Consider the following 18,166-nt stretch of genomic DNA (forward strand, 5'->3'; position numbering starts at 1 on the left):
AATCCAGCGGCTAATCCACGTGCTGATGCTGTGGCGCCACCACCAGCGGCTTCGGGGAGTACTTGCCGCGCAAGCCACGAAGGATGCCGGCGTGCTCCCACAGGCGCTTGTCTTCTTCGGTGCGGGGGACAAACTGGCGGGCGGCGAGCGGCTGCCAGTCAGCGTCCATGCCCATGTAGGCCACAGTGGCGTGGATGGCGGTTTCTAGTTTCTCGCGGCCACCGCGCGGGTTACCCGAGCGGACGTGGATCGACATCTGCATCGAGCGGGTATCCGTGCGCATCATACGGGCATCCACCTCGATGAGGTCTCCAATATGGATAGGCCGGTAGAAGCGAATACCACCGGCATAGACCGCCACCGTGTGCTCGCCTGACCACTCCATGGTGCAGGCAGCGCCGGCCTCATCAATCCATTCCATGGCCGTACCGCCGTGGACATTGCCGCCCCAGTTGACGTCGGTCGGCTTTGCCAAGAAGCGGGTGACCATTCGAGGGGCATCGGAAGGGCCATCATAAGTCTGCTTTTCCATCTCCGCTTCGATGGCTTGGCGCAGCTCGATGCGGGATTCCGCGGCTTCCCACACGCGTTGGTGCTCCACGGTGTCCGGAACCAGCGGCGGCACGGCGACCGACTTACCGGTTTCCGTGTCCTTGGCCACGAAGATGACGAGGCAGTCGCACGCGCGAGTAAAAATGCCATCGCGCGGGTCGGCGGAAAGCACCTCGTTGACGATGTGCATGGAGGAGCGCCCCGTCATCGCGATGCGCGACCGCACCTCCACGAGGTGGCCTGAGGGGATGGGGCGCGTGAAGTGAATATGGCCCACGTAGGCAGTCACGCAGTAGGTACCGGACCATTGAACCGCGCACGCATAGGCGGCCTTATCGATCCATTCCAGGACGCGGCCGCCGCCGATGCCCTGGGCGCCGGCGATGGTGAGATCGGTGGGGGCGGCCATAAACCGCAGGGTGAGGGAAGGGGACTTCTCGTGGGGAACGGACATCTTTTCTTCCGACGAGCTTGATGGCATGGTTGGTGACATGGATAACAAAGTATCAGGGAGCGTGGTGACCAGATGAAGAAGGCCGTTGATGCCGCCACGGCCCGCGCCGCCGTCGAAGCAGTGGCGGAGTGGATCCACGATCCTCAAGGGGTGGAAAAACCAGGTCGCGCTGCGCTTGCGGCCGCTACACGCACCACGGCCCGCCTGGTGGAGGCAGACGCGCCGGGCCACTCCGTGGAGCTGCGGGTCCCCCCATTCGTGGCAGTGCAGTGTATCGCCGGGCCTCGCCATACCCGGGGCACCCCTCCGAACGTGGTGGAGATGGATCCCCTGACGTGGCTGCAGCTGGCTACGGGTGCCATGGGGTGGGAGCAGGCGCTTGGCGACGGCCGTGTGGAAGCCTCCGGCTCCCGTGCCCACGAGATTGCTGCCTACTTGCCCGTGATTCCGTTAGTTTTCACTGGCCGGAACGGCTAGGATTAGCGCCGTGGTAGCTGAACACGTCCAGAGCATGACTAAGCCCCTGTCGACGGATCCCAGCCTGGATCCGGAGCCCCGCGAAGAATGCGGAGTTTTCGGTGTCTGGGCACCAGGCGAAGAGGTTTCCAAGCTAACCTACTTTGGCCTCTTTGCCCTCCAGCACCGTGGCCAGGAGGCCGCGGGCATCGCGGTGGGGGATGATGACCGCATCGTGGTCTTCAAAGACATGGGCCTAGTGTCCAATGTCTTCGATGAATCCATCCTGACCTCTCTGCACGGAAACGTGGCTGTTGGCCACACGCGGTATTCCACCGCGGGCGGCAAGGAATGGTCGAATGTGCAGCCGATGTTTGGGACGTCGCCCAGCGGCGTCGACATTGCACTCGGCCACAATGGCAACTTGGTGAACTACGTGGAGCTGCGCGCCGAGGCCGTGGAACGCGGGCTCATCAAGCCGCACGAAGAATCCGTCTCTGACTCCATGTGCCTGTCCATCTTGTTGGCGGATGGTGTCAACGAGAATAATTCAGTCTTCGACTCGGCACTGCAGCTGTTGCCCAGGGTCAAGGGGGCATACTGCCTGACCTTTACCGACGGTCACACGCTGTATGCCGCCCGCGATCCGCACGGCGTGCGTCCGCTCGCCCTCGGCCGCCTTAGCACCGGCTGGGTGGTGGCGAGCGAGACCTGCGCCCTCGATATCGTGGGCGCGCAGTTCATCCGGGAAATCGAACCGGGCGAACTCGTCGCTATTGATGAGACCGGTATTCGCTCCGAGCGCTTCGCGGAGACCAAGCGCCACGGCTGCGTCTTCGAATACGTCTACCTGGCGCGGCCGGATACGAACATCAAAGGCCGCTCCGTCAATGCGACGCGTGTGGAAATTGGGCGTCGTCTAGCGCGCCAGTACCCAGCGCCCGACGCGGACATGGTGATCCCCGTTCCCGAGTCCGGCAACCCGGCCGCGGTGGGTTATGCCCGCGAATCTGGGCTGACCTTCGCGCATGGCTTGGTCAAGAATTCCTACGTGGGCCGCACCTTTATCCAGCCCACGCAGTCTCAACGCCAGATGGGCATCCGCCTCAAGCTCAACCCGTTGCGCGAGGTCATTGACGGCAAGTCCATCGTGGTGGTGGATGATTCGATCGTCCGCGGCAACACGCAGCGCGCCCTGATCCGGATGTTGCGGGAAGCCGGCGCTGCCGAGGTCCACGTGCGCATCGCCTCCCCGCCGGTAAAGTGGCCGTGCTTCTACGGCATCGACTTCGCCTCCCCGGGTGAACTGATTGCTAATGCCAACCCCTCCGATGACCCGGAGGAAGTGGCGCAGACCATCTGCACGGCAATCGGTGCAGATTCGCTGGGCTTCGTCTCCACCGATGAGATGGTGGCGGCCACCGAGCAGCCCCGCAGCGAATTGTGCTGTGCCTGCTTCGATGGCGAGTACCCGCTTGGACTGCCCGCCGGAAACCCCAATGCTGAGGCCGTGCGTACCCTGCAGGGCTCGACGACAACTAACGATTAAGGACTAAGTCACTCATGAGCGAGAACACGTATGCTGCCGCCGGCGTCAACATTGAGGAAGGCGACCGCGCAGTTGAGCTAATCACCCCGCACGCCAAGCGTGCCTCCCGCCCGGAGGTCATGGGCGGGCTGGGCGGTTTCGCCGGCCTGTTTAAGTTGGGCGAGTACAAGGAGCCGGTCCTCGCGGCCGGGTCAGACGGCGTGGGTACCAAGCTGGCCGTGGCTCAAGCCATGGATAAGCACGACACTATCGGCATCGACCTGGTTGCCATGTGTGTTGATGACCTCGTCGTATGCGGCGCCGAGCCGCTCTTCCTTCAGGACTACATCGCCGTGGGCGAGGTTGTTCCGGAAAAGGTCGCGGACATTGTCAAGGGCATTGCTGAGGGCTGCGTGCAGGCAGGTGCAGCGCTGCTGGGTGGCGAGACCGCTGAGCACCCAGGCGTTATGGGCAAGGATGAGTACGATGTTTCCGCCACCGCGGTCGGTGTGGTGGAGGCCGATGAGCTCCTCGGCCCCGACAAGGTACGTGACGGCGACGTCCTTATCGCTATGAAGTCCTCTGGCCTGCACTCCAATGGCTACTCCTTGGCACGCTACGTGCTGCTGGAGCAGGCCGGCCTGCCGCTGGACGGCTACATGGAAGACCTGGGCCGCACCCTCGGTGAGGAGCTTTTGGAGCCTACCCGCATCTACGCCAAGGACTGCCTGGCGCTGGTATCTGAGTGCGCGGTGTCGACCTTCTGCCACGTCACCGGCGGTGGCCTCGCGGGCAACCTCGAGCGCGTGATCCCGGAGGGCCTGACCGCTGAGGTTAATCGCTCGACGTGGACTCCGGGCCAGATCTTCAAGACCATCTCCTCCGTGGGCAAGGTTGCCCTCGAGGAAATGGAGAAGACGTTCAACATGGGCGTTGGCATGATCGCCGTCGTTGCGCCGGAGGACCGTGAGCGTGCGTTGGCCATGATGACCGCCCGCCACGTTGAGGCATGGGAGCTGGGCACCGTCCGCGTCGCCGAAGAAGGCGAGCCGCGCGTCCTCATGACCGGTGAGCACCCTGGGTTCTAGGTTCTGAAGAAAGGAACAGGGCCGGAGGCGCCCCTCACTAAGAGGGGAGGCATCTCCGGCCCTTCGCTTACGTGCTGTGCATGTACAGAATGGGGAAGTGATTCGCGCGCTTAGCGCTCCTCGGAATCATCCTCATCCCACTCGTCCGAGTCCCAGCGATCCGCATAGTCCTCGTAATCCGCGTACTCCGAGTATTGATCCTCGTCCTCATCGCTGGAGCGCTTGGAGTTCTGTGAGGCGAGTTCACGCTGGAGCGAATCCAGATCCATCTCGGGCGAATTGTACTTCAGCTGGCGTGCAACTTTGGTCTGCTTTGCCTTGGCGCGTCCGCGTCCCATGTGCATGACCCCCTTGAGGTGTGTAGGGCGGTCCAGGGATTCTTGGCCGCCCCATCGTCTTAGTCAGATATGTGTATGTTCCTGTAAGACACCATAGCCTGTGTGACGAAAAAATTCCGAACTACCCCCTAGCGGTGTGCTGAAAAGTGCTCCACCCTGCGGCAAACAGTCCATTGTGTAATACGCCACTATTTTCCGCGCAGGCGATCCACAGCGGCACGGCCGGCCTTCGGGCCCTCATCGACAGGGATGGAATCCGGCTCGATCGATGCTGCTACCGGACCAATGGCCAGCTCTCCATGGTCGAGGGCGCTGCGCTTTACTAGACCAAGTGCGATGGGGCCATACTCACAGTCCTCCACCACGGTGCCGAGCCTGCCCACGCGACGCCCGCCCGACGTGATATCCGCTCCGCTCTTCGGTTGCTCCGGGGCGGAGCCGTCGAGGTAGAGCAGCACCAATAAACGGGGAGAGCGCCCAAGGTTTTCTACGCGCGCGACGGTCTCCTGCCCGCGGTAGCAGCCCTTGTCCAAGTGAACGAACGCGGGCTGCTCCTCGCTGCGCCGGATCCAATGCGGAACCTCGTGGGCAATAGTCTTTGCATCGAGATCTGCAGCTAGTTCGGGCTCGCGTGCCCGCACGCGCTCGGCGGTAAAAGCCATGAGCCCCGCTAAGCTTCCGCCCTGGGCCTCCAACTCTTGCACCGCTGCGTCTAGTTTGTCCCGCGGCACGAGGAAATCCTGGCGCGGGCAGCCCGGCCAGTGCACGGGCCTTTCCACCAGAGCTGTGGAAGGTTTGTCCAGCGCTTGACCGAGGACGCTGATGACCGCCACGTCTACTTCCTCTACGGTGACCTGGGACCAGAACACCATGGCGGTGAGGAAATCCCGCAAAGACTCGAACTGCGCCGCCGGCACATCGAGGTAGAAGGTTTCCCCGTCGAAAGATAGATCCATGTGGTGCAGGACGTGGCCCTGAATATTGAGGTCAAGGGCACCTGCGGAAAAGCCGGCGTCCACGTCATCGAGCTTTTGGCTCAGGAGGTTATGCAGGAAGGCCTGGGCATCGGGCCCAGAAACCGCGATGACGCGGCGATGGGAGCGGTCGATGACGGCTGAACCTGTTTCCACCGCGCGCTGTTCGACGAGGGGGTTGCCGTAGTGCCAGGGGACCCCGGAGACATCGACGAGCGTGGTGCCCTGGAACTCAGCGGCTCCGGGCCGGGAAAGAAGTGGCGAAGAGTAACTCACGCCCTCCGATGGTAGGGCATAATCGGGGCTATGAGCCTTCAGCGCAGAAAAGAGCCGGTCATCTACGTCGTGGAGCCGTTTGGGGGATCGGTGCGGCGCCACATGCCGAACCTACCGTTGGTCTACTGGGATGATGCCGCGGTCACGCGCGGAGACGGGATTTTTGAATCCCTTCTAGTGCGTGATGGCAAGGCGGCGAACCTTCCCCGCCACGCGGAGCGCTTCCGACACTCCGCCCAGGCTCTGAATTTGCCGGAGCCGCCGATGCACAAGTGGGAGGAAGCCACCGCGTTGGCTATCGCCGACTTTTATGGTCCCGCCGGCGCGGGGGACACGGGTGGCTCGCCGCTCGAAGCCAAGTGCACGTGGACCTATACCCGCGGCCGGGCCTCCACCGGGGTGCCCACGGCCTGGGTTGCGGTTCAGGAAATCCCGGAGGATGTGGTGGCGCAGCGCGCGAAGGGCGTCAAGGTCATGAGTACGCCGCGATTGTGGCAGGTGGCGGAGGAGCTGCCGGCCAAGACGTTGAACTATGCGGCAACCATGGCCACGCTGCGGCTGGCCCGCGAGCGCGGATTTGATGATGTGATCTTTACCGACCCCGACACGGGGCAGGTCTTGGAGGGGGCTACCTCAACCGTGGTGGCGGTTAAGGGAACCAAGCTGCGCACCCCCGCGGGTAAGGGGATACTCCCCGGAACCACGCAGGCCGCGCTGTTTGAATACGCCTCAGAACAGGGATATCGCTGCAAGGCGAAGGAGCTCAACCTGAGCTACCTCGAGGAGGCTGACTCGGTGTGGCTGGTCTCCTCGGTGCGCACAGCGGTGCGGGTGACGCGCCTCGATGACACGAAGCTCAAGGCGCCGGCGAACGCAGAAGAAATACGCGCGCTGATCGACGCCGCCCTGGCCCGCTAGATTCCCTTATGCGGCTAGCTCGCCTGCTAGCTAGCCTGCTACGCGGGTGAGCTCGGCGGACATGAAGGGGCGCATCTCGCCGTCGACAAGCCGCTCATCGACCCAGCCCAAGTTGTTGTTCGGCATCAGGCCGTACATGCGCTTGCCGGGGCCGAGGTTGGCGGGGCCTGTCTCCGTCACCATGGTGGAGGCGGACTCCAGCTGCCAAGCGCGCTCGTTGAACAGGGAGCCGTAGAAGATCTCGTTGACACCATTGGAGGAGGTGTAGGTCATCTCAATCTCGTCCTTGAGAGAGATGCGCCAGAATCCGGATTCGCGCACGTCCGGGCCCGCCGGGTTGCCCTCGGAATCGATCTTCCAGGTGCGGGAGGTGTAGGTCAGGTAGTTCTCACCGTCGTGGGCGATGATGAGCTGCTGGCCAAAGGCGTACTGCTCGCCGTCGGCGCTGTGGGCCTGGCCTTCGCCCTGCCACACGCCGACGAGGGGGAGAAGCCCCAAGAGTCCATCGTGCAGCGACGGACCCTGACGCAGGTTTGCCGTCTCATCGGGCAAAGGATTCTCTGCTACATCAACGGTGGGGATGTTGCGGGAGGCAGCATCCTTCCATGCTTCCGCGGCTTGGTTGACGGCTGCGTTGCCATCAATCTTGCCGTTCTCCGGCTGGGTGTTTTCCGGGTGATTCTCATTATTCGTCTGTTCGCTCATGCTGCCCCAGCGTAGTCGTGGGGGCGCCGCGGAAACCACTAGGCTCCAGTAGTCTAGGGGGTCATGCGCGCATTGCTGATCTCAAACCCGAACTCCACGAGCCAGAATTCGGCCCTTTTCCGTGAGGTTCTGCCCGTCATTCGGGACGTGGAGGGGCTGCAGCTGCTTGCTCGCTTTACGCATTATCCGGGGCACGCGGAGGATATAGTGCGGGGCATGACCAGGGAAGACTTCGATGTCATCTTGGTTTTCGGGGGAGATGGCACGGTGAACGAAATTGTGAACGGGCTGTTGGGCCCCGCAGATTCCGCGGAACGTCCCAGCCCCCAGGACATTCCGGCTCTCGCGGTGATTCCCACGGGCTCCGCCAACGTCTTCGTCCGCGCCCTCGGCTTCCCCAATACTCCAGTCGAGGCAGCACACGTGCTGGCTCGGATGCTGGAACGCAATACGCGCCGCACCGTGTCCTTGGGAGTGTGGAATGACCGATGGTTCGCGGTTAATGCTGGTTTCGGATTGGATGCCGACGTGCTCGCTCGCGTGGACCGTGCTCGGGAAATGGGCTTTGCAGCTACCCCGTTGCGCTATTTGGCCGTGGCCTTTCAGGCCTATCAGCGCGCCCGCATTCGCCCACCGCGCATTAGCGTGCGTGCGCGCTCCGGCTCGGGAGACACCTTCTCGGCTGATGACGTGCCCGTCATGTTCACCTCGAATACCAACCCGTGGACCTTCCTCGGACCGCTGCCGGTGGTGACGAATCCGCGCAACTCTTTCGACCAAGGCCTTGGCCTCTTCGGGGTGTCAGACCTCGGTGGCATTGATGGTCTTGTGGGCGTGCTCCACCTCTTGGGCGTGGATCACCGCCACTGGCTGAATAAGGTCACGGATGCCCGAACGCTGCACTTTGAGGATGCCGTCGAGGTGGATTTGGTGTGCCCGAAGCCGCACCGCTTCCAGGCAGACGGAGAGTCGGAGGGAACCTTCACGGAGGTGCATCTGGAATCGGAGGCGGACGCGTTGGAAGTCTTCGCTCCTACCGATCCGGCCCCGCCCATACACCGCAACGTCCGCAGGATCCTGCGCGACCTCGTTCGCATCAACTAGTTTTGGCGCCAACTCGGCGGCGTCGTCGGTGCGCTGCCTACTTCGTTGGCGGTGTCCTGTGCCTTTTGCGCTGCATCCTCGACGGCCTTTTCCGCCGTCGCACGGCTTTCGAGCGGGGAGAGCTGCGCCGTCTTCAAAGTGATGTTGCGGCGCTGCACCTCGAACGTAATGGAACCGCCGTGCAGCTTCACGGAGGTGGCCTGGGCAGGCAACGGTAGTTGACGGGTATCCAAGACCAACCCGAATGCTTTCTTGAGGCGCTCATCATCGGTCCCGTAGACGCTCATGCGAAATTCCGGCCCAACGAGGCGCAACGTTACCGTCGCCGTGGACTTGGTGGTGTCTCCCGGCAGCGTGCCGGTGAGCTCCGCTTCGGCAGACGGGCCGCCGGTGGGGGACATGTCATCTGGGTTGGCGATGGATAGGTCCGTAATGCGCAGCAGGCGGCCGAGGGCTACTCCGTCGATGCTAATGCTGCGCGTGTAAGTGGAGACCGGTGCACCTTCTAGGTCCCCGCTGAAGAGCTGTTCGGGACGAATGGTGATATCGCGCAGCGTCGTGGAGGCGTTGACCATCCCGAGCTTGGGCACCTCCACGTCGGAGGAGTTGACCTCGAGGTAAGGAACCTCTTTGGTCAGAGCGCCGAGGGTAAAAGGAACACCGCCGATGTACACATTGGGGCTGTTTTCCAGCTGGGAACTGGCTTTCGCCTTCTGCGCCACGGTGTGCTCGGCATGCATCGCCACCGCGGAATCCGCCAACCATGCGGTCAGGACCACTCCCGCGACGGCGGCGAGTCGGACGACGGTGCGGCTGAGATAGATGACGGTCACCCTTCTATTACTACCGCACGTAAGCTGGGAAACATGAATATTGAGACCCTTACCCTGCCGCAGAATCCGGATTTGGCACAGCGCGTGGAGGAGCTGGCCACACGCGCCGAAACGCACGATGGTTATGCGCCGTTCTCCGAGCAGTTTATGGTCGGCCTGCGAGATGGTCGCCTTGGGCACCGCCACCTGCTTGCAATCGAAGACGGTGAGATAGCAGGCGTGGCTGCCGTCGAAGGGCAGACGGTAGAGCTCGTCGTCGACGTCGAACACCGCAGGCGCGGGGTGGGGCAGGCGCTTGTCGACGCCCTCCCGACCTCCCCCCAGATCTGGGCACACGGCAACCTCCCAGCAGCGCAAGCGTTGGCGAAGCGCAATGGGATGGACGTCGTCAGGCGCTTGCTCGTGATGGCTATTGAGGGCCGGGACCTACGCGCGTCGGAGGAAGCGTCCGCAAAGGTTAAAGGCTTAGAGATCTGCACGTACACGGAGTCGGTCGAGCGTTTCGGGCGCGAGCACGTCGAGGCGGAGTGGTTACGAGCCAACAACGAGGCTTTTTCCTGGCACCCAGAGCAAGGTGGGTGGGACCTAGAGCGCCTACACCGTGGGATGGAAGCCGAATGGTTCGACCCGGCCGACGTGCTCTTCCTGTGGGATTCGCACGGTGGTGCACACAGTACCCCAACAATGGCCGGCTTTCACTGGCTGAAATGGCATGAGGAGGACATACCAGCCTTCGGTGAGGTCTATGTTGTGGGGCTGAGCGAGGACTATCGCGGGCGCGGGCTCGGTGGCCCGTTGCTCACCGCTGGCTTACAGCGCATGGTGACTAAAGGTGCGGACAAGGTCATCTTGTACGTCGAGGCGGACAATGAGCCGGCAGTAAAGGCCTATGAGAAGCTCGGCTTTGGTACTGCGGAGGAGCACTGCGTCTGGGCGAAAAGTGACTAGTCTCACCGCCTTTTGGTACAAGTTAACCGATTGTTCACCTCTTGATCCCTGTGGGGTTAACCCTCCGCATATAGCTTTACTTCCCGTGAGTTAATCGCGCTTGCCTTTGGAGAGGGTTTGGGGCGATTTCCTCGAAAAATCATTCTCTTGTATCCGTACCGGAAAGGTTCCCCGTGATTCGCAACTTCAAGCGCACTGCCGCTATCTTCGGCATCGTCGCCGCCACCTCCACCGCTCTCGTTGCCTGCTCCGAGTCCAACGAGTCTGATTCCGCCGATGGCGGCTCCGACTCCGTAGAGGTCTCCGGTGACCTCTCTGGTGAGGGCGCTTCCTCCCAGAAGTCCGCAATGTCTGTCTTCGAGAAGGCCTTCCTGAACGAGTACCCGGATGCTAACTTCTCCTACACCTCCTCCGGTTCCGGCGCTGGTGTGAAGGCCTTCAACGGTGGCACCGTTGACTTCGCTGGTTCCGACTCCGCCCTGAAGGAGGACAAGGGTGAGGTTGAGGCTGCTAAGGAGCGTTGCGACGGCAACGATGCATGGCACCTGCCGACCACCATCGGCCCGGTTGCTATCGCCTACAACCTGGGTGACACCGAGGTCAACCTCTCCACCGACACCCTGGCTAAGATTTTCAAGGGCGAGATCACCAAGTGGAATGATGACGCCATCAAGGCTGAGAACGAGGGCACCGACCTGCCGGACAAGAACATCACCGTTATCTTCCGCTCTGATGAGTCCGGTACCTCCGACAACTTCCAGAAGTTCCTGACCGCCGCTACTGGCAACTGGGACAGCGAGGGCAAGCAGTTCCCGGATGCTGTTGGTGAGGGCGCTAACGGTTCCTCCGGTGTGGCTGACCAGGTCGCTTCCATTGAGGGTGCTATCACCTACGTTGAGGCTGGCTACGCTCACCAGAAGGAAGCCGATGGCGTCAAGATTGCCAAGATTGACTTCGGCAACGGCCCGGTTGAGCTCAACGCTGAGTCCGTCGGTGTTGCTCTGGACCACCTTGCTTTCAAGGACACCGGCTCCGAGCACGACATGGTCGTTGACTCCGACAAGCTCTTTGCTTCCAACGACGAGGGCGCCTACCCGCTCATCCTGACCACCTACAACATCGTCTGCTCCGCTGGCTACGATGAGGAGACCTCCGCTCTGGTGAAGGCATTCTTCAACACCGTTCTGGACAACCAGACCGATGAGCTGGAGAACGCAGGCTTCATCCCGGTTGCTGGTGACCACCTCGAGCGCCTGAAGGCAGCTGTCGACGCTATCCAGTAAGCGCGTTAACTGCGGGCCTTAGTGCCGTAGTTGCCGTTTAAATACACACTTCCGCCCCCAATCCGCCGTTAACGAGCGCTTTGGGGGCGGTAGCGTGTCCCGCATTTTCATTGATCCCGTTGAAAAGGATTCCCTAGTCTCATGGCAGACAATAATCTCACCACAGCGTCATCCGCGAGGGAGGATGCCGTTTCGGCGATTCGTCCTAGCGTGCATGCATCCGACGCAGGCGCTGCCCCTACCCCAGCCGTTAAGACGGGCGTCAAGCGCCCGGGCGATCGTGTCTTTGAATTCCTGTCCACTGCGTCCGCCACGCTGATCACGGTGATGATCGCTGCCATCGCAGTCTTCCTTGTGTGGCAAGCGGTTCCCTCCCTTGCCGTCAATGAGGGCGGCATCGTAGGTTTCTTCACCTACGGCGAGCGTTGGGAAACCACCGATACCGACGCAATGAAGTTCGGTATTCCCACCATGTTCGGCCACACCGTGCTGATTTCCATCGTGGCTCTCATCATCGCGATGCCGGTGGCACTCGGTATTGCTATCTTCTTGTCCAACTACGCACCGGCCAAGCTGGTGAAGCCGCTGGGCTTCCTCGTCGACATGCTCGCTGCCGTGCCGTCCATCGTGTACGGCCTGTGGGGCTGGCAGGTTCTCGGCCCCGCATTGTCCGGCTTCTACACGTGGCTGCACTCCTGGGCAGGTGGCTTCTTCCTGTTCAAGGTCTACGACAACTCCCCGCACTTTGCGACGGGCCGCAACGTCCTCACCGGTGGCATCGTTCTGGCAGTAATGATCCTGCCGATCATCGCCGCTACCGCCCGCGAGGTCTTCGTGCAGACCCCTCCGGGCCAGATCGAGTCTGCCTTGGCGCTCGGCGCCACCCGCTGGGAAGTCATTCGTATGACGGTCCTTCCCTTCGGTATGTCCGGCTATATTGCCGGCTCGATGCTGGGCCTGGGCCGCGCGCTGGGTGAGACCATGGCGCTTTACATGGTTGTCTCCCCGTTGGTCGACTTCCGCTTCTCGCTGTTCGATGGCGGTACCACCTTCGCCACCGCCATCGCCTTGGCGGCCGCGGAGTTCGGTAATGAGATGCGTGCCGGCGCCTACATCGCTGCAGGCCTCATGCTGTTCCTTCTGACCTTCGTGGTCAACGCAATTGCCCGTTCCATCGTGAAGAGCAAGTAAGGAGGGAACAGAGATGACTACGACTACAACCTCTAACTCTGTCCCGGCTTCTTCCGGCCCGACCTTCCTGGATATTTCCTCGAGCCGTAAGACCACCAACAACATCGCCACCGCTCTCGTGTGGGCGACGATGATCATCGCCATGATTCCGCTGCTGTGGGTCCTCTTCGAGCTCATTGTTCGCGGTTCCGGGGCTGTCCTGAGCCCCGAGTGGTGGACCGAATCCCAGCGCGGCATCCTGGATACTGAAGCCGGCGGTGGTGCACTGCACGCCATCATCGGTACGTTCGTTCAGACCATCATCGCGACCGTTATTTCGGTTCCGATTGGTATCTTTACCGCGATTTACCTTGTGGAGTACTCCCGCGGTGGCCCCCTGAGCCGCCTCACCACCTTCATGGTGGACATTCTGTCCGGTGTGCCCTCCATCGTGGCCGCACTGTTCATCTTCGCCATGTGGATTACGCTGTTCGGCTTCAAGCGCTCCGGTATGGCTGTGGCACTGTCCTTGGTACTCCTGATGATTCCGATTGTGGTCCGCAATACGGAGGAGATGCTCCGTGTGGTCCCCATGGACCTGCGTGAGGCTTCCTATGCCCTAGGTGTACCGAAGTGGAAGACCATCGCCCGCATTGTTCTGCCGACCGCTCTTTCCGGCATCGTCACCGGCATCATGCTCGCCGTGGCCCGCATCATGGGTGAGTCCGCGCCGGTGCTGGTGTTGGTGGGCTCTACGTCCTCCATCAACTGGGATGCGCTCAAGGGCGCGCAGTCCTCGCTGCCGCTGATGATGCTGGATATGTACAAGTCCGGTGCTGATCCGGCTGTCTTGGACAAGCTGTGGGGCGCCGCCCTCACGTTGGTTGTCCTCATCGCGATTCTCAATATCGGCGCGCGCGTCGTTTCGGCGAAATTCTCCGTCAAGAAGTAACCGTATTCACTTTCCACCTACCCCCAATAGGAGCACTACTCATGTCCAAGCTTGAGCTCAACGACGTGAACATCTACTACGGTGACTTCCACGCCGTACAGAATGTCAACATGCAAATTCCGGCGAAGGCCGTCACCGCCTTCATCGGCCCCTCCGGCTGCGGTAAGTCCACCGTTCTGCGCACCCTGAACCGTATGCACGAGGTCATCCCCGGTGCCTACGTCAAGGGTGAGATCCTCTTGGATGGACAGAACATCTACGGCTCCAAGGTTGACCCGGTGTCTGTCCGCAACACCATCGGCATGGTATTCCAGAAGGCCAACCCGTTCCCGACCATGTCCATCGAGGACAACGTTGTCGCCGGCCTGAAGCTGTCCGGTGAGAAGAACAAGAAGAAGCTCAAGGAAGTCGCCGAGAAGTCCCTGCGCGGCGCTAACCTCTGGGACGAGGTGAAGGACCGCCTGGATAAGCCGGGCGGCGGCCTGTCTGGTGGTCAGCAGCAGCGCCTGTGCATCGCCCGTGCGATTGCCGTGGAGCCGGAGGTTCTCCTCATGGATGAGCCGTGCTCGGCGCTGGACCCGATTTCCACCCTGGCTGTTGAGGACCTCATCCACGAGCTGAAGGAAAACTTCACCATCGTTATCGTGACCCACAACATGCAGCAGGCAGCCCGCGTGTCCGATAAGACTGGTTTCTTCTCTCTAGAGGCCACCGGCAAGCCGGGCCACCTCGTCGAGTTCGATGACACCACCAAGATCTTCGAAAACCCGTCCAAGAAGGACACCGAGGATTACATCTCTGGCCGCTTCGGCTAAATGCCACTAGTGCCCAAAGCCGGCGCCCTCTCTCACCTGTTTAAGGTCTAGGAGAGGCGCCGGCTTTCTTGTGCTTTGGATCGAGCCGGGTGGATCACCCACGCCCACACGCCTGCCTAGTTGCGGAATTGGCGCTCGAGCTCCGCCATGCGGGCTTCCATCTCGGCGTCGCGCTGCTCCTGGTCGCGCTTGCGCATATAGCGATCCGGGTCCAAGCCCGTGGCCAGGTAGATGATGCGCCCGGCAGCGGCGGCACAATGATCTGCGAATCGCTCGTAGTAGCGTGACAGCTGCGAAGTCTCCACGGCTTGGCGCACCGTTCCCTTCCACTCCCGCTGGGTCAGCATGCGCAGCAGGTGATGGTTGATGTCATCCACGGCATCGTCATCTTCGGTCAGGCGCAGCGCGAGCTCCGGATCGCGGGTGATGAGGATGTCTTTGAGCCCTGCAGACATGTCGAGGACGAGGCGGGTGTACTCCTCGAAATAGCCCATGATTTCTGCCGGTACAACCGGCTCTGGGTGGCGGCGACGCGCGCTCGTTGCAATGTGCTGGGATAGGCGGCCCATGCGGTAGAAATCTTCCACAATATAGATGGAGGAGATCACTTGGCGTAGGTCCTTGGCCATAGGGTTCTCCAAGGCCAGAAGGGACACCGCACGGTCTTCACAGCGCGTGCGGACCTCATCCAGTTCATCGCGCAGCGACACGGCCTCCTCAGCTGGTTGCAGGGAAGCCTCGATTAATGCCTGGGAGGCAAGAGTCATCAACCTATGGACGGTCGTGCTCATGATGATCAGATCATGGGCAAAGTTATCCAACTGTTCACGGTAAGCTGCGCGCATGCCACGTACTTTAGCCCAACTATTGGTCTAGTGCCTGTCGGGCAACACGATCAAGGCAGGTTCTGCTCCTAGCCTCCGGAGTGCATGATCTCCGCGCCTTCCGGAACCGTGGCATCTTCCGGATCATCGAGCCACCCTTCGGGCAGGACCACCTTGGCGGGTGAACCCTGGCGGCCGCGGGCGCCATCGGCGTCGTCGGCAAGCGCGGGCGAGTCCGCCCACGGCGCCAATAGCTCGCGCAGATCCTCCAAGGAATTGACGCGAGAAAGCCCCGCGCGTACCTGGCCGCCCACCGGAAAGCCTCGGAGGTACCACCCAATATGCTTGCGAATATCGCGGCTGGCCTGGCGCTCGCCTTCGTGCTGTGTCAGCAGTTCGGCGTGGCGAATCATAATCTGCGTGACTTCCCCCAAAGTGGGCTCCGGCGGCACCGGCTCACCCCGCAGGTGGGCGGAGAGCTCCGCGAAGAGCCAGGGGCGGCCCAAACAGCCGCGGCCTACGACGACGCCGTCGCATCCCGTTTGCTCCATCATGTCGTGCGCATCGGTTGCCTTGAAGATATCGCCGTTACCCAAGACGGGAATGCCAGTATCCGCTAGGTGTTCCTTGAGGCGGGCAATCTCTCCCCAGTCGGCGTGGCCGGAGTAGCGTTGGGCCGCCGTGCGACCGTGGAGAGCGACGGCCGCGGCACCCTCAGCAACGGCGATCCGGCCGGCGTCGAGGTGCGTTTTGTGCTCGTCATCGATGCCGACGCGCATCTTGACGGTGACTGGAATGTCCGTGCCCTCCGTGGCTTTGACGGCCGCAGCGACAATGTTGCCAAACAAACGGCGCTTATAGGGCAGGGCAGAACCACCGCCGCGGCGCGTGACCTTGGGAACCGGACAGCCGAAGTTCATGTCGATGTGGTCTGCGAGGTTCTCGTCCACGATCATTTTGGCCGCCTTGTACGTGTACTCCGGATCGACGGTGTACAGCTGCAGTGAGCGCGGCTGTTCTTGGGGGTCAAACGTGGTCATGTGCAATGTCTTTGGGTTGCGCTCAACGAGGGCGCGTGCGGTGACCATTTCACACACGTAGAGGCCGGAGACGGTTCCGGTCTTCGCTATCTCTTGCTCGCGGCACAGCACGCGAAAGGCCACGTTGGTCACGCCCGCCATAGGGGCGAGGACAACGGGGGAGTTGAGCTGGATGTTTCCGATAGCAAGAGTCACGCCGCCAATTGTGCGCGGAACAAGCCTAGGGTGGCAAATTCTGATGAAAAAAGTGAGGGGTGCACACGGTTTGGGGCAGAGTGCGGTAAATTCGCCACCGATTCGCTAGTGTGGTGCATGTAACTAATAGGAAAGGACCGTAACCTAGGTCTTTTCTGCACATAAAAGGAGGACTCATGTCTGAGAGAATTGCATACGCGCCGTTTGAGAAGCTCGTTATGAGCGCTGACGAGGCAGCTAAGTTCGTCAATCACGGTGACCGTGTGGGAATCTCCGGCTTTACTGGTGCTGGCTACCCCAAGGCCCTGCCTACCGCCATCGCAGAAAAGGCAAAGGCAGCGCACGAGGCGGGTGAAGAGTTCAAGATTGACGTCTTCTCCGGCGCTTCGACTGCCCCGGACTGCGACGGCGTGCTCGCGGAGGCTAACGCCATCCGCTTCCGCTCCCCGTACAACTCCGACCCAGTTCTGCGTGGCCGCTTCAACGACGGCTCCGCGCTGTACCAGGACATCCACCTTTCGCATTCCGGTCAGCAGGTAGAGGAGGGCTTCTACGGTGACTTCCAGGTAGCCATTATTGAGGCCGTGCGTATCGACGAGAACGGAAACATCGTTCCGTCCTCGGCCGTAGGCAACAACCTCGAGTACATTGAGGCCGCCGACAAGATCATCATCGAGGTGAACGAGTGGCAGTCCCTCAACCTTGAGGGCATGCACGATATCTACCGGATTGAGAAGCTGCCGAACCGTCAGCCCATTCCGATCACCAAGCCGGCCGACCGCGTTGGAACCACCTACATTGAGATCCCGGAAGAAAAGGTCGTGGCAGTGGTCAAGACCGACGCTCCGGACCGCAACGCACCGTTCAAGGCTCCGGATGAGGTCTCCGAGAAGATTGCTGCGAACTTCATCGAGTTCCTCGAGGGCGAGGTCGCTGCCGGCCGCCTTGAGTATGACAAGTTCATCATGCAGTCCGGTGTGGGCAACGTCCCGAACGCTGTGATGGCCGGCCTGCTGGACTCCAAGTTTGAAAACATTCAGGCGTACACCGAGGTTATCCAGGACGGCATGCTCGATCTGATCGACGCCGGCAAGATGACCGTCGCCTCTGCTACCTCCTTCGCTCTGTCCCCGGAGTACGCGGACAAGATGAACGCTGAGGCTGAGCGCTACGCCAAGCACATCATCCTGCGCCCGCAGCAGGTGTCCAACCACCCGGAGGTTATTCGCCGCGTTGGCCTGATTTCCTCCAACGGCATGATTGAGGGCGACATTTACGGCAACATCAACTCCACCAACGTTTCCGGTTCCCGCATCATGAACGGTACCGGCGGCTCCGGTGACTTCACCCGTAACGCTTACATCTCCACCTTCGTCTCCCCGTCGGTGGCCAAGGATGGCGCAATCTCCGCCATCGTGCCGTTTGTGTCCCACACCGACCACACCGAGCACGACACCATGGTCATCATCACCGAGTACGGTGTGGCGGACCTGCGTGGTCTCGCTCCGAAGGAGCGCGTGGAGAAGGTTATCGCCGTGGCGCACCCAGACTACCGCCCGCTGCTTGAGGAATACTACGAGCGTGCCAAGGCTAATAAGTTCCAGCACACCCCGCACGATCTGAAGACCGCCTTTGACTTCCAGGTGAACTTCATGGAGAAGGGTGACATGCGCGGTTAATCGCTCATGCCGCTCGGTCGTGGCCCTTACCGCT

18 protein-coding genes are annotated in these 18,166 nt (G+C 61.5%); 11 read left to right on the top strand and 7 right to left on the bottom strand.

Annotation, left to right across the window (positions count from 1 at the left end; all coding sequences use genetic code 11):
- Positions 1–10: 10 nt before the first annotated feature.
- Positions 11–1,045: an acyl-CoA thioesterase gene (locus HWX44_RS04135; RefSeq protein WP_158397736.1), complete on the bottom strand. Its 1,035-nt coding sequence runs from the start codon at positions 1,043–1,045 to the stop codon at positions 11–13.
- A gap of 33 nt (positions 1,046–1,078) precedes the next feature.
- Here HWX44_RS04135 and HWX44_RS04140 point away from each other — a divergent pair, with 33 nt between their 5' ends.
- The 3 genes from HWX44_RS04140 to purM are packed head-to-tail and all read left to right on the top strand — an operon-like array spanning position 1,079 to position 4,078.
- On the top strand, positions 1,079–1,483 hold the full coding sequence (locus HWX44_RS04140; RefSeq protein WP_046649310.1) for a sterol carrier family protein: 405 nt from the start codon (positions 1,079–1,081) through the stop codon (positions 1,481–1,483).
- A gap of 34 nt (positions 1,484–1,517) precedes the next feature.
- Entirely contained in the window at positions 1,518–3,011 is a 1,494-nt protein-coding gene (purF, locus tag HWX44_RS04145; protein WP_175973328.1) for an amidophosphoribosyltransferase, read from the top strand.
- Positions 3,012–3,025: 14 nt separating this feature from the next.
- Complete coding sequence (gene purM / locus HWX44_RS04150) at positions 3,026–4,078, top strand: phosphoribosylformylglycinamidine cyclo-ligase (protein ID WP_046649308.1); 1,053 nt, start codon at positions 3,026–3,028, stop codon at positions 4,076–4,078.
- Positions 4,079–4,188: 110 nt separating this feature from the next.
- Here purM and HWX44_RS04155 read toward each other — a convergent pair whose 3' ends face one another.
- Together HWX44_RS04155 and ygfZ are read right to left on the bottom strand one after the other, a co-directional pair.
- Positions 4,189–4,416, bottom strand: a complete 228-nt coding sequence (locus HWX44_RS04155; protein WP_070511197.1) for a DUF3073 domain-containing protein — start codon at positions 4,414–4,416, stop codon at positions 4,189–4,191.
- Positions 4,417–4,604: 188 nt separating this feature from the next.
- Positions 4,605–5,666, bottom strand: a complete 1,062-nt coding sequence (gene ygfZ / locus HWX44_RS04160; RefSeq protein WP_175973330.1) for a CAF17-like 4Fe-4S cluster assembly/insertion protein YgfZ — start codon at positions 5,664–5,666, stop codon at positions 4,605–4,607.
- Positions 5,667–5,696: 30 nt separating this feature from the next.
- On the opposite strand from ygfZ, the gene HWX44_RS04165 reads away from it, so the two are divergent.
- The gene (locus tag HWX44_RS04165; RefSeq protein WP_158381978.1) at positions 5,697–6,584 is read left to right on the top strand and encodes an aminodeoxychorismate lyase; all 888 of its coding nucleotides are present in this window, start codon (positions 5,697–5,699) and stop codon (positions 6,582–6,584) included.
- Between the two features lie 30 nt (positions 6,585–6,614).
- Here HWX44_RS04165 and HWX44_RS04170 read toward each other — a convergent pair whose 3' ends face one another.
- On the bottom strand, positions 6,615–7,289 hold the full coding sequence (locus HWX44_RS04170; protein WP_046649306.1) for an FABP family protein: 675 nt from the start codon (positions 7,287–7,289) through the stop codon (positions 6,615–6,617).
- A gap of 63 nt (positions 7,290–7,352) precedes the next feature.
- Between HWX44_RS04170 and HWX44_RS04175 the strand changes: the two genes are divergently transcribed.
- Positions 7,353–8,393: a diacylglycerol/lipid kinase family protein gene (locus HWX44_RS04175; RefSeq protein ID WP_175973332.1), complete on the top strand. Its 1,041-nt coding sequence runs from the start codon at positions 7,353–7,355 to the stop codon at positions 8,391–8,393.
- Here the strand turns inward: HWX44_RS04175 and HWX44_RS04180 are convergent.
- Positions 8,390–9,226, bottom strand: coding sequence for an LmeA family phospholipid-binding protein (locus tag HWX44_RS04180; protein ID WP_175973334.1), 837 nt, complete (start codon positions 9,224–9,226; stop codon positions 8,390–8,392). The two genes, HWX44_RS04175 and HWX44_RS04180, sit on opposite strands and share 4 nt — an antisense overlap.
- Before the next feature lie 33 nt (positions 9,227–9,259).
- On the opposite strand from HWX44_RS04180, the gene mshD reads away from it, so the two are divergent.
- From mshD to pstB, 5 genes are all read left to right on the top strand, one after another.
- Complete coding sequence (gene mshD / locus HWX44_RS04185; RefSeq protein ID WP_175973336.1) at positions 9,260–10,174, top strand: mycothiol synthase; 915 nt, start codon at positions 9,260–9,262, stop codon at positions 10,172–10,174.
- A 173-nt stretch (positions 10,175–10,347) separates the two neighbouring features.
- Entirely contained in the window at positions 10,348–11,457 is a 1,110-nt protein-coding gene (pstS, locus tag HWX44_RS04190; protein ID WP_175973339.1) for a phosphate ABC transporter substrate-binding protein PstS, read from the top strand.
- A 141-nt stretch (positions 11,458–11,598) separates the two neighbouring features.
- Entirely contained in the window at positions 11,599–12,648 is a 1,050-nt protein-coding gene (gene pstC / locus HWX44_RS04195; RefSeq protein WP_158397730.1) for a phosphate ABC transporter permease subunit PstC, read from the top strand.
- A 13-nt stretch (positions 12,649–12,661) separates the two neighbouring features.
- Entirely contained in the window at positions 12,662–13,579 is a 918-nt protein-coding gene (gene pstA, locus HWX44_RS04200) for a phosphate ABC transporter permease PstA (protein ID WP_049157154.1), read from the top strand.
- 41 nt (positions 13,580–13,620) lie between these two features.
- Positions 13,621–14,394 carry a phosphate ABC transporter ATP-binding protein PstB gene (pstB, locus tag HWX44_RS04205; protein WP_046649300.1) on the top strand — a complete coding sequence of 258 codons (774 nt, stop codon included), beginning with the start codon at positions 13,621–13,623 and terminating at the stop codon, positions 14,392–14,394.
- Between the two features lie 116 nt (positions 14,395–14,510).
- Here pstB and phoU read toward each other — a convergent pair whose 3' ends face one another.
- Positions 14,511–15,239 (bottom strand): phosphate signaling complex protein PhoU, encoded by a 729-nt coding sequence (gene phoU / locus HWX44_RS04210; RefSeq protein WP_049157153.1) that lies wholly within the window; start codon positions 15,237–15,239, stop codon positions 14,511–14,513.
- Between the two features lie 68 nt (positions 15,240–15,307).
- Positions 15,308–16,453, bottom strand: coding sequence for a tRNA dihydrouridine synthase DusB (dusB, locus tag HWX44_RS04215; protein ID WP_070700861.1), 1,146 nt, complete (start codon positions 16,451–16,453; stop codon positions 15,308–15,310).
- Positions 16,454–16,629: 176 nt separating this feature from the next.
- On the opposite strand from dusB, the gene HWX44_RS04220 reads away from it, so the two are divergent.
- Positions 16,630–18,132 (top strand): acetyl-CoA hydrolase/transferase family protein, encoded by a 1,503-nt coding sequence (locus HWX44_RS04220; protein ID WP_046649298.1) that lies wholly within the window; start codon positions 16,630–16,632, stop codon positions 18,130–18,132.
- The last annotated feature ends 34 nt before the right edge of the window (positions 18,133–18,166 follow it).

Source organism: Corynebacterium sp. Marseille-Q2823 (genome assembly GCF_903645345.1).
Classification (GTDB): domain Bacteria; phylum Actinomycetota; class Actinomycetes; order Mycobacteriales; family Mycobacteriaceae; genus Corynebacterium; species Corynebacterium hiratae.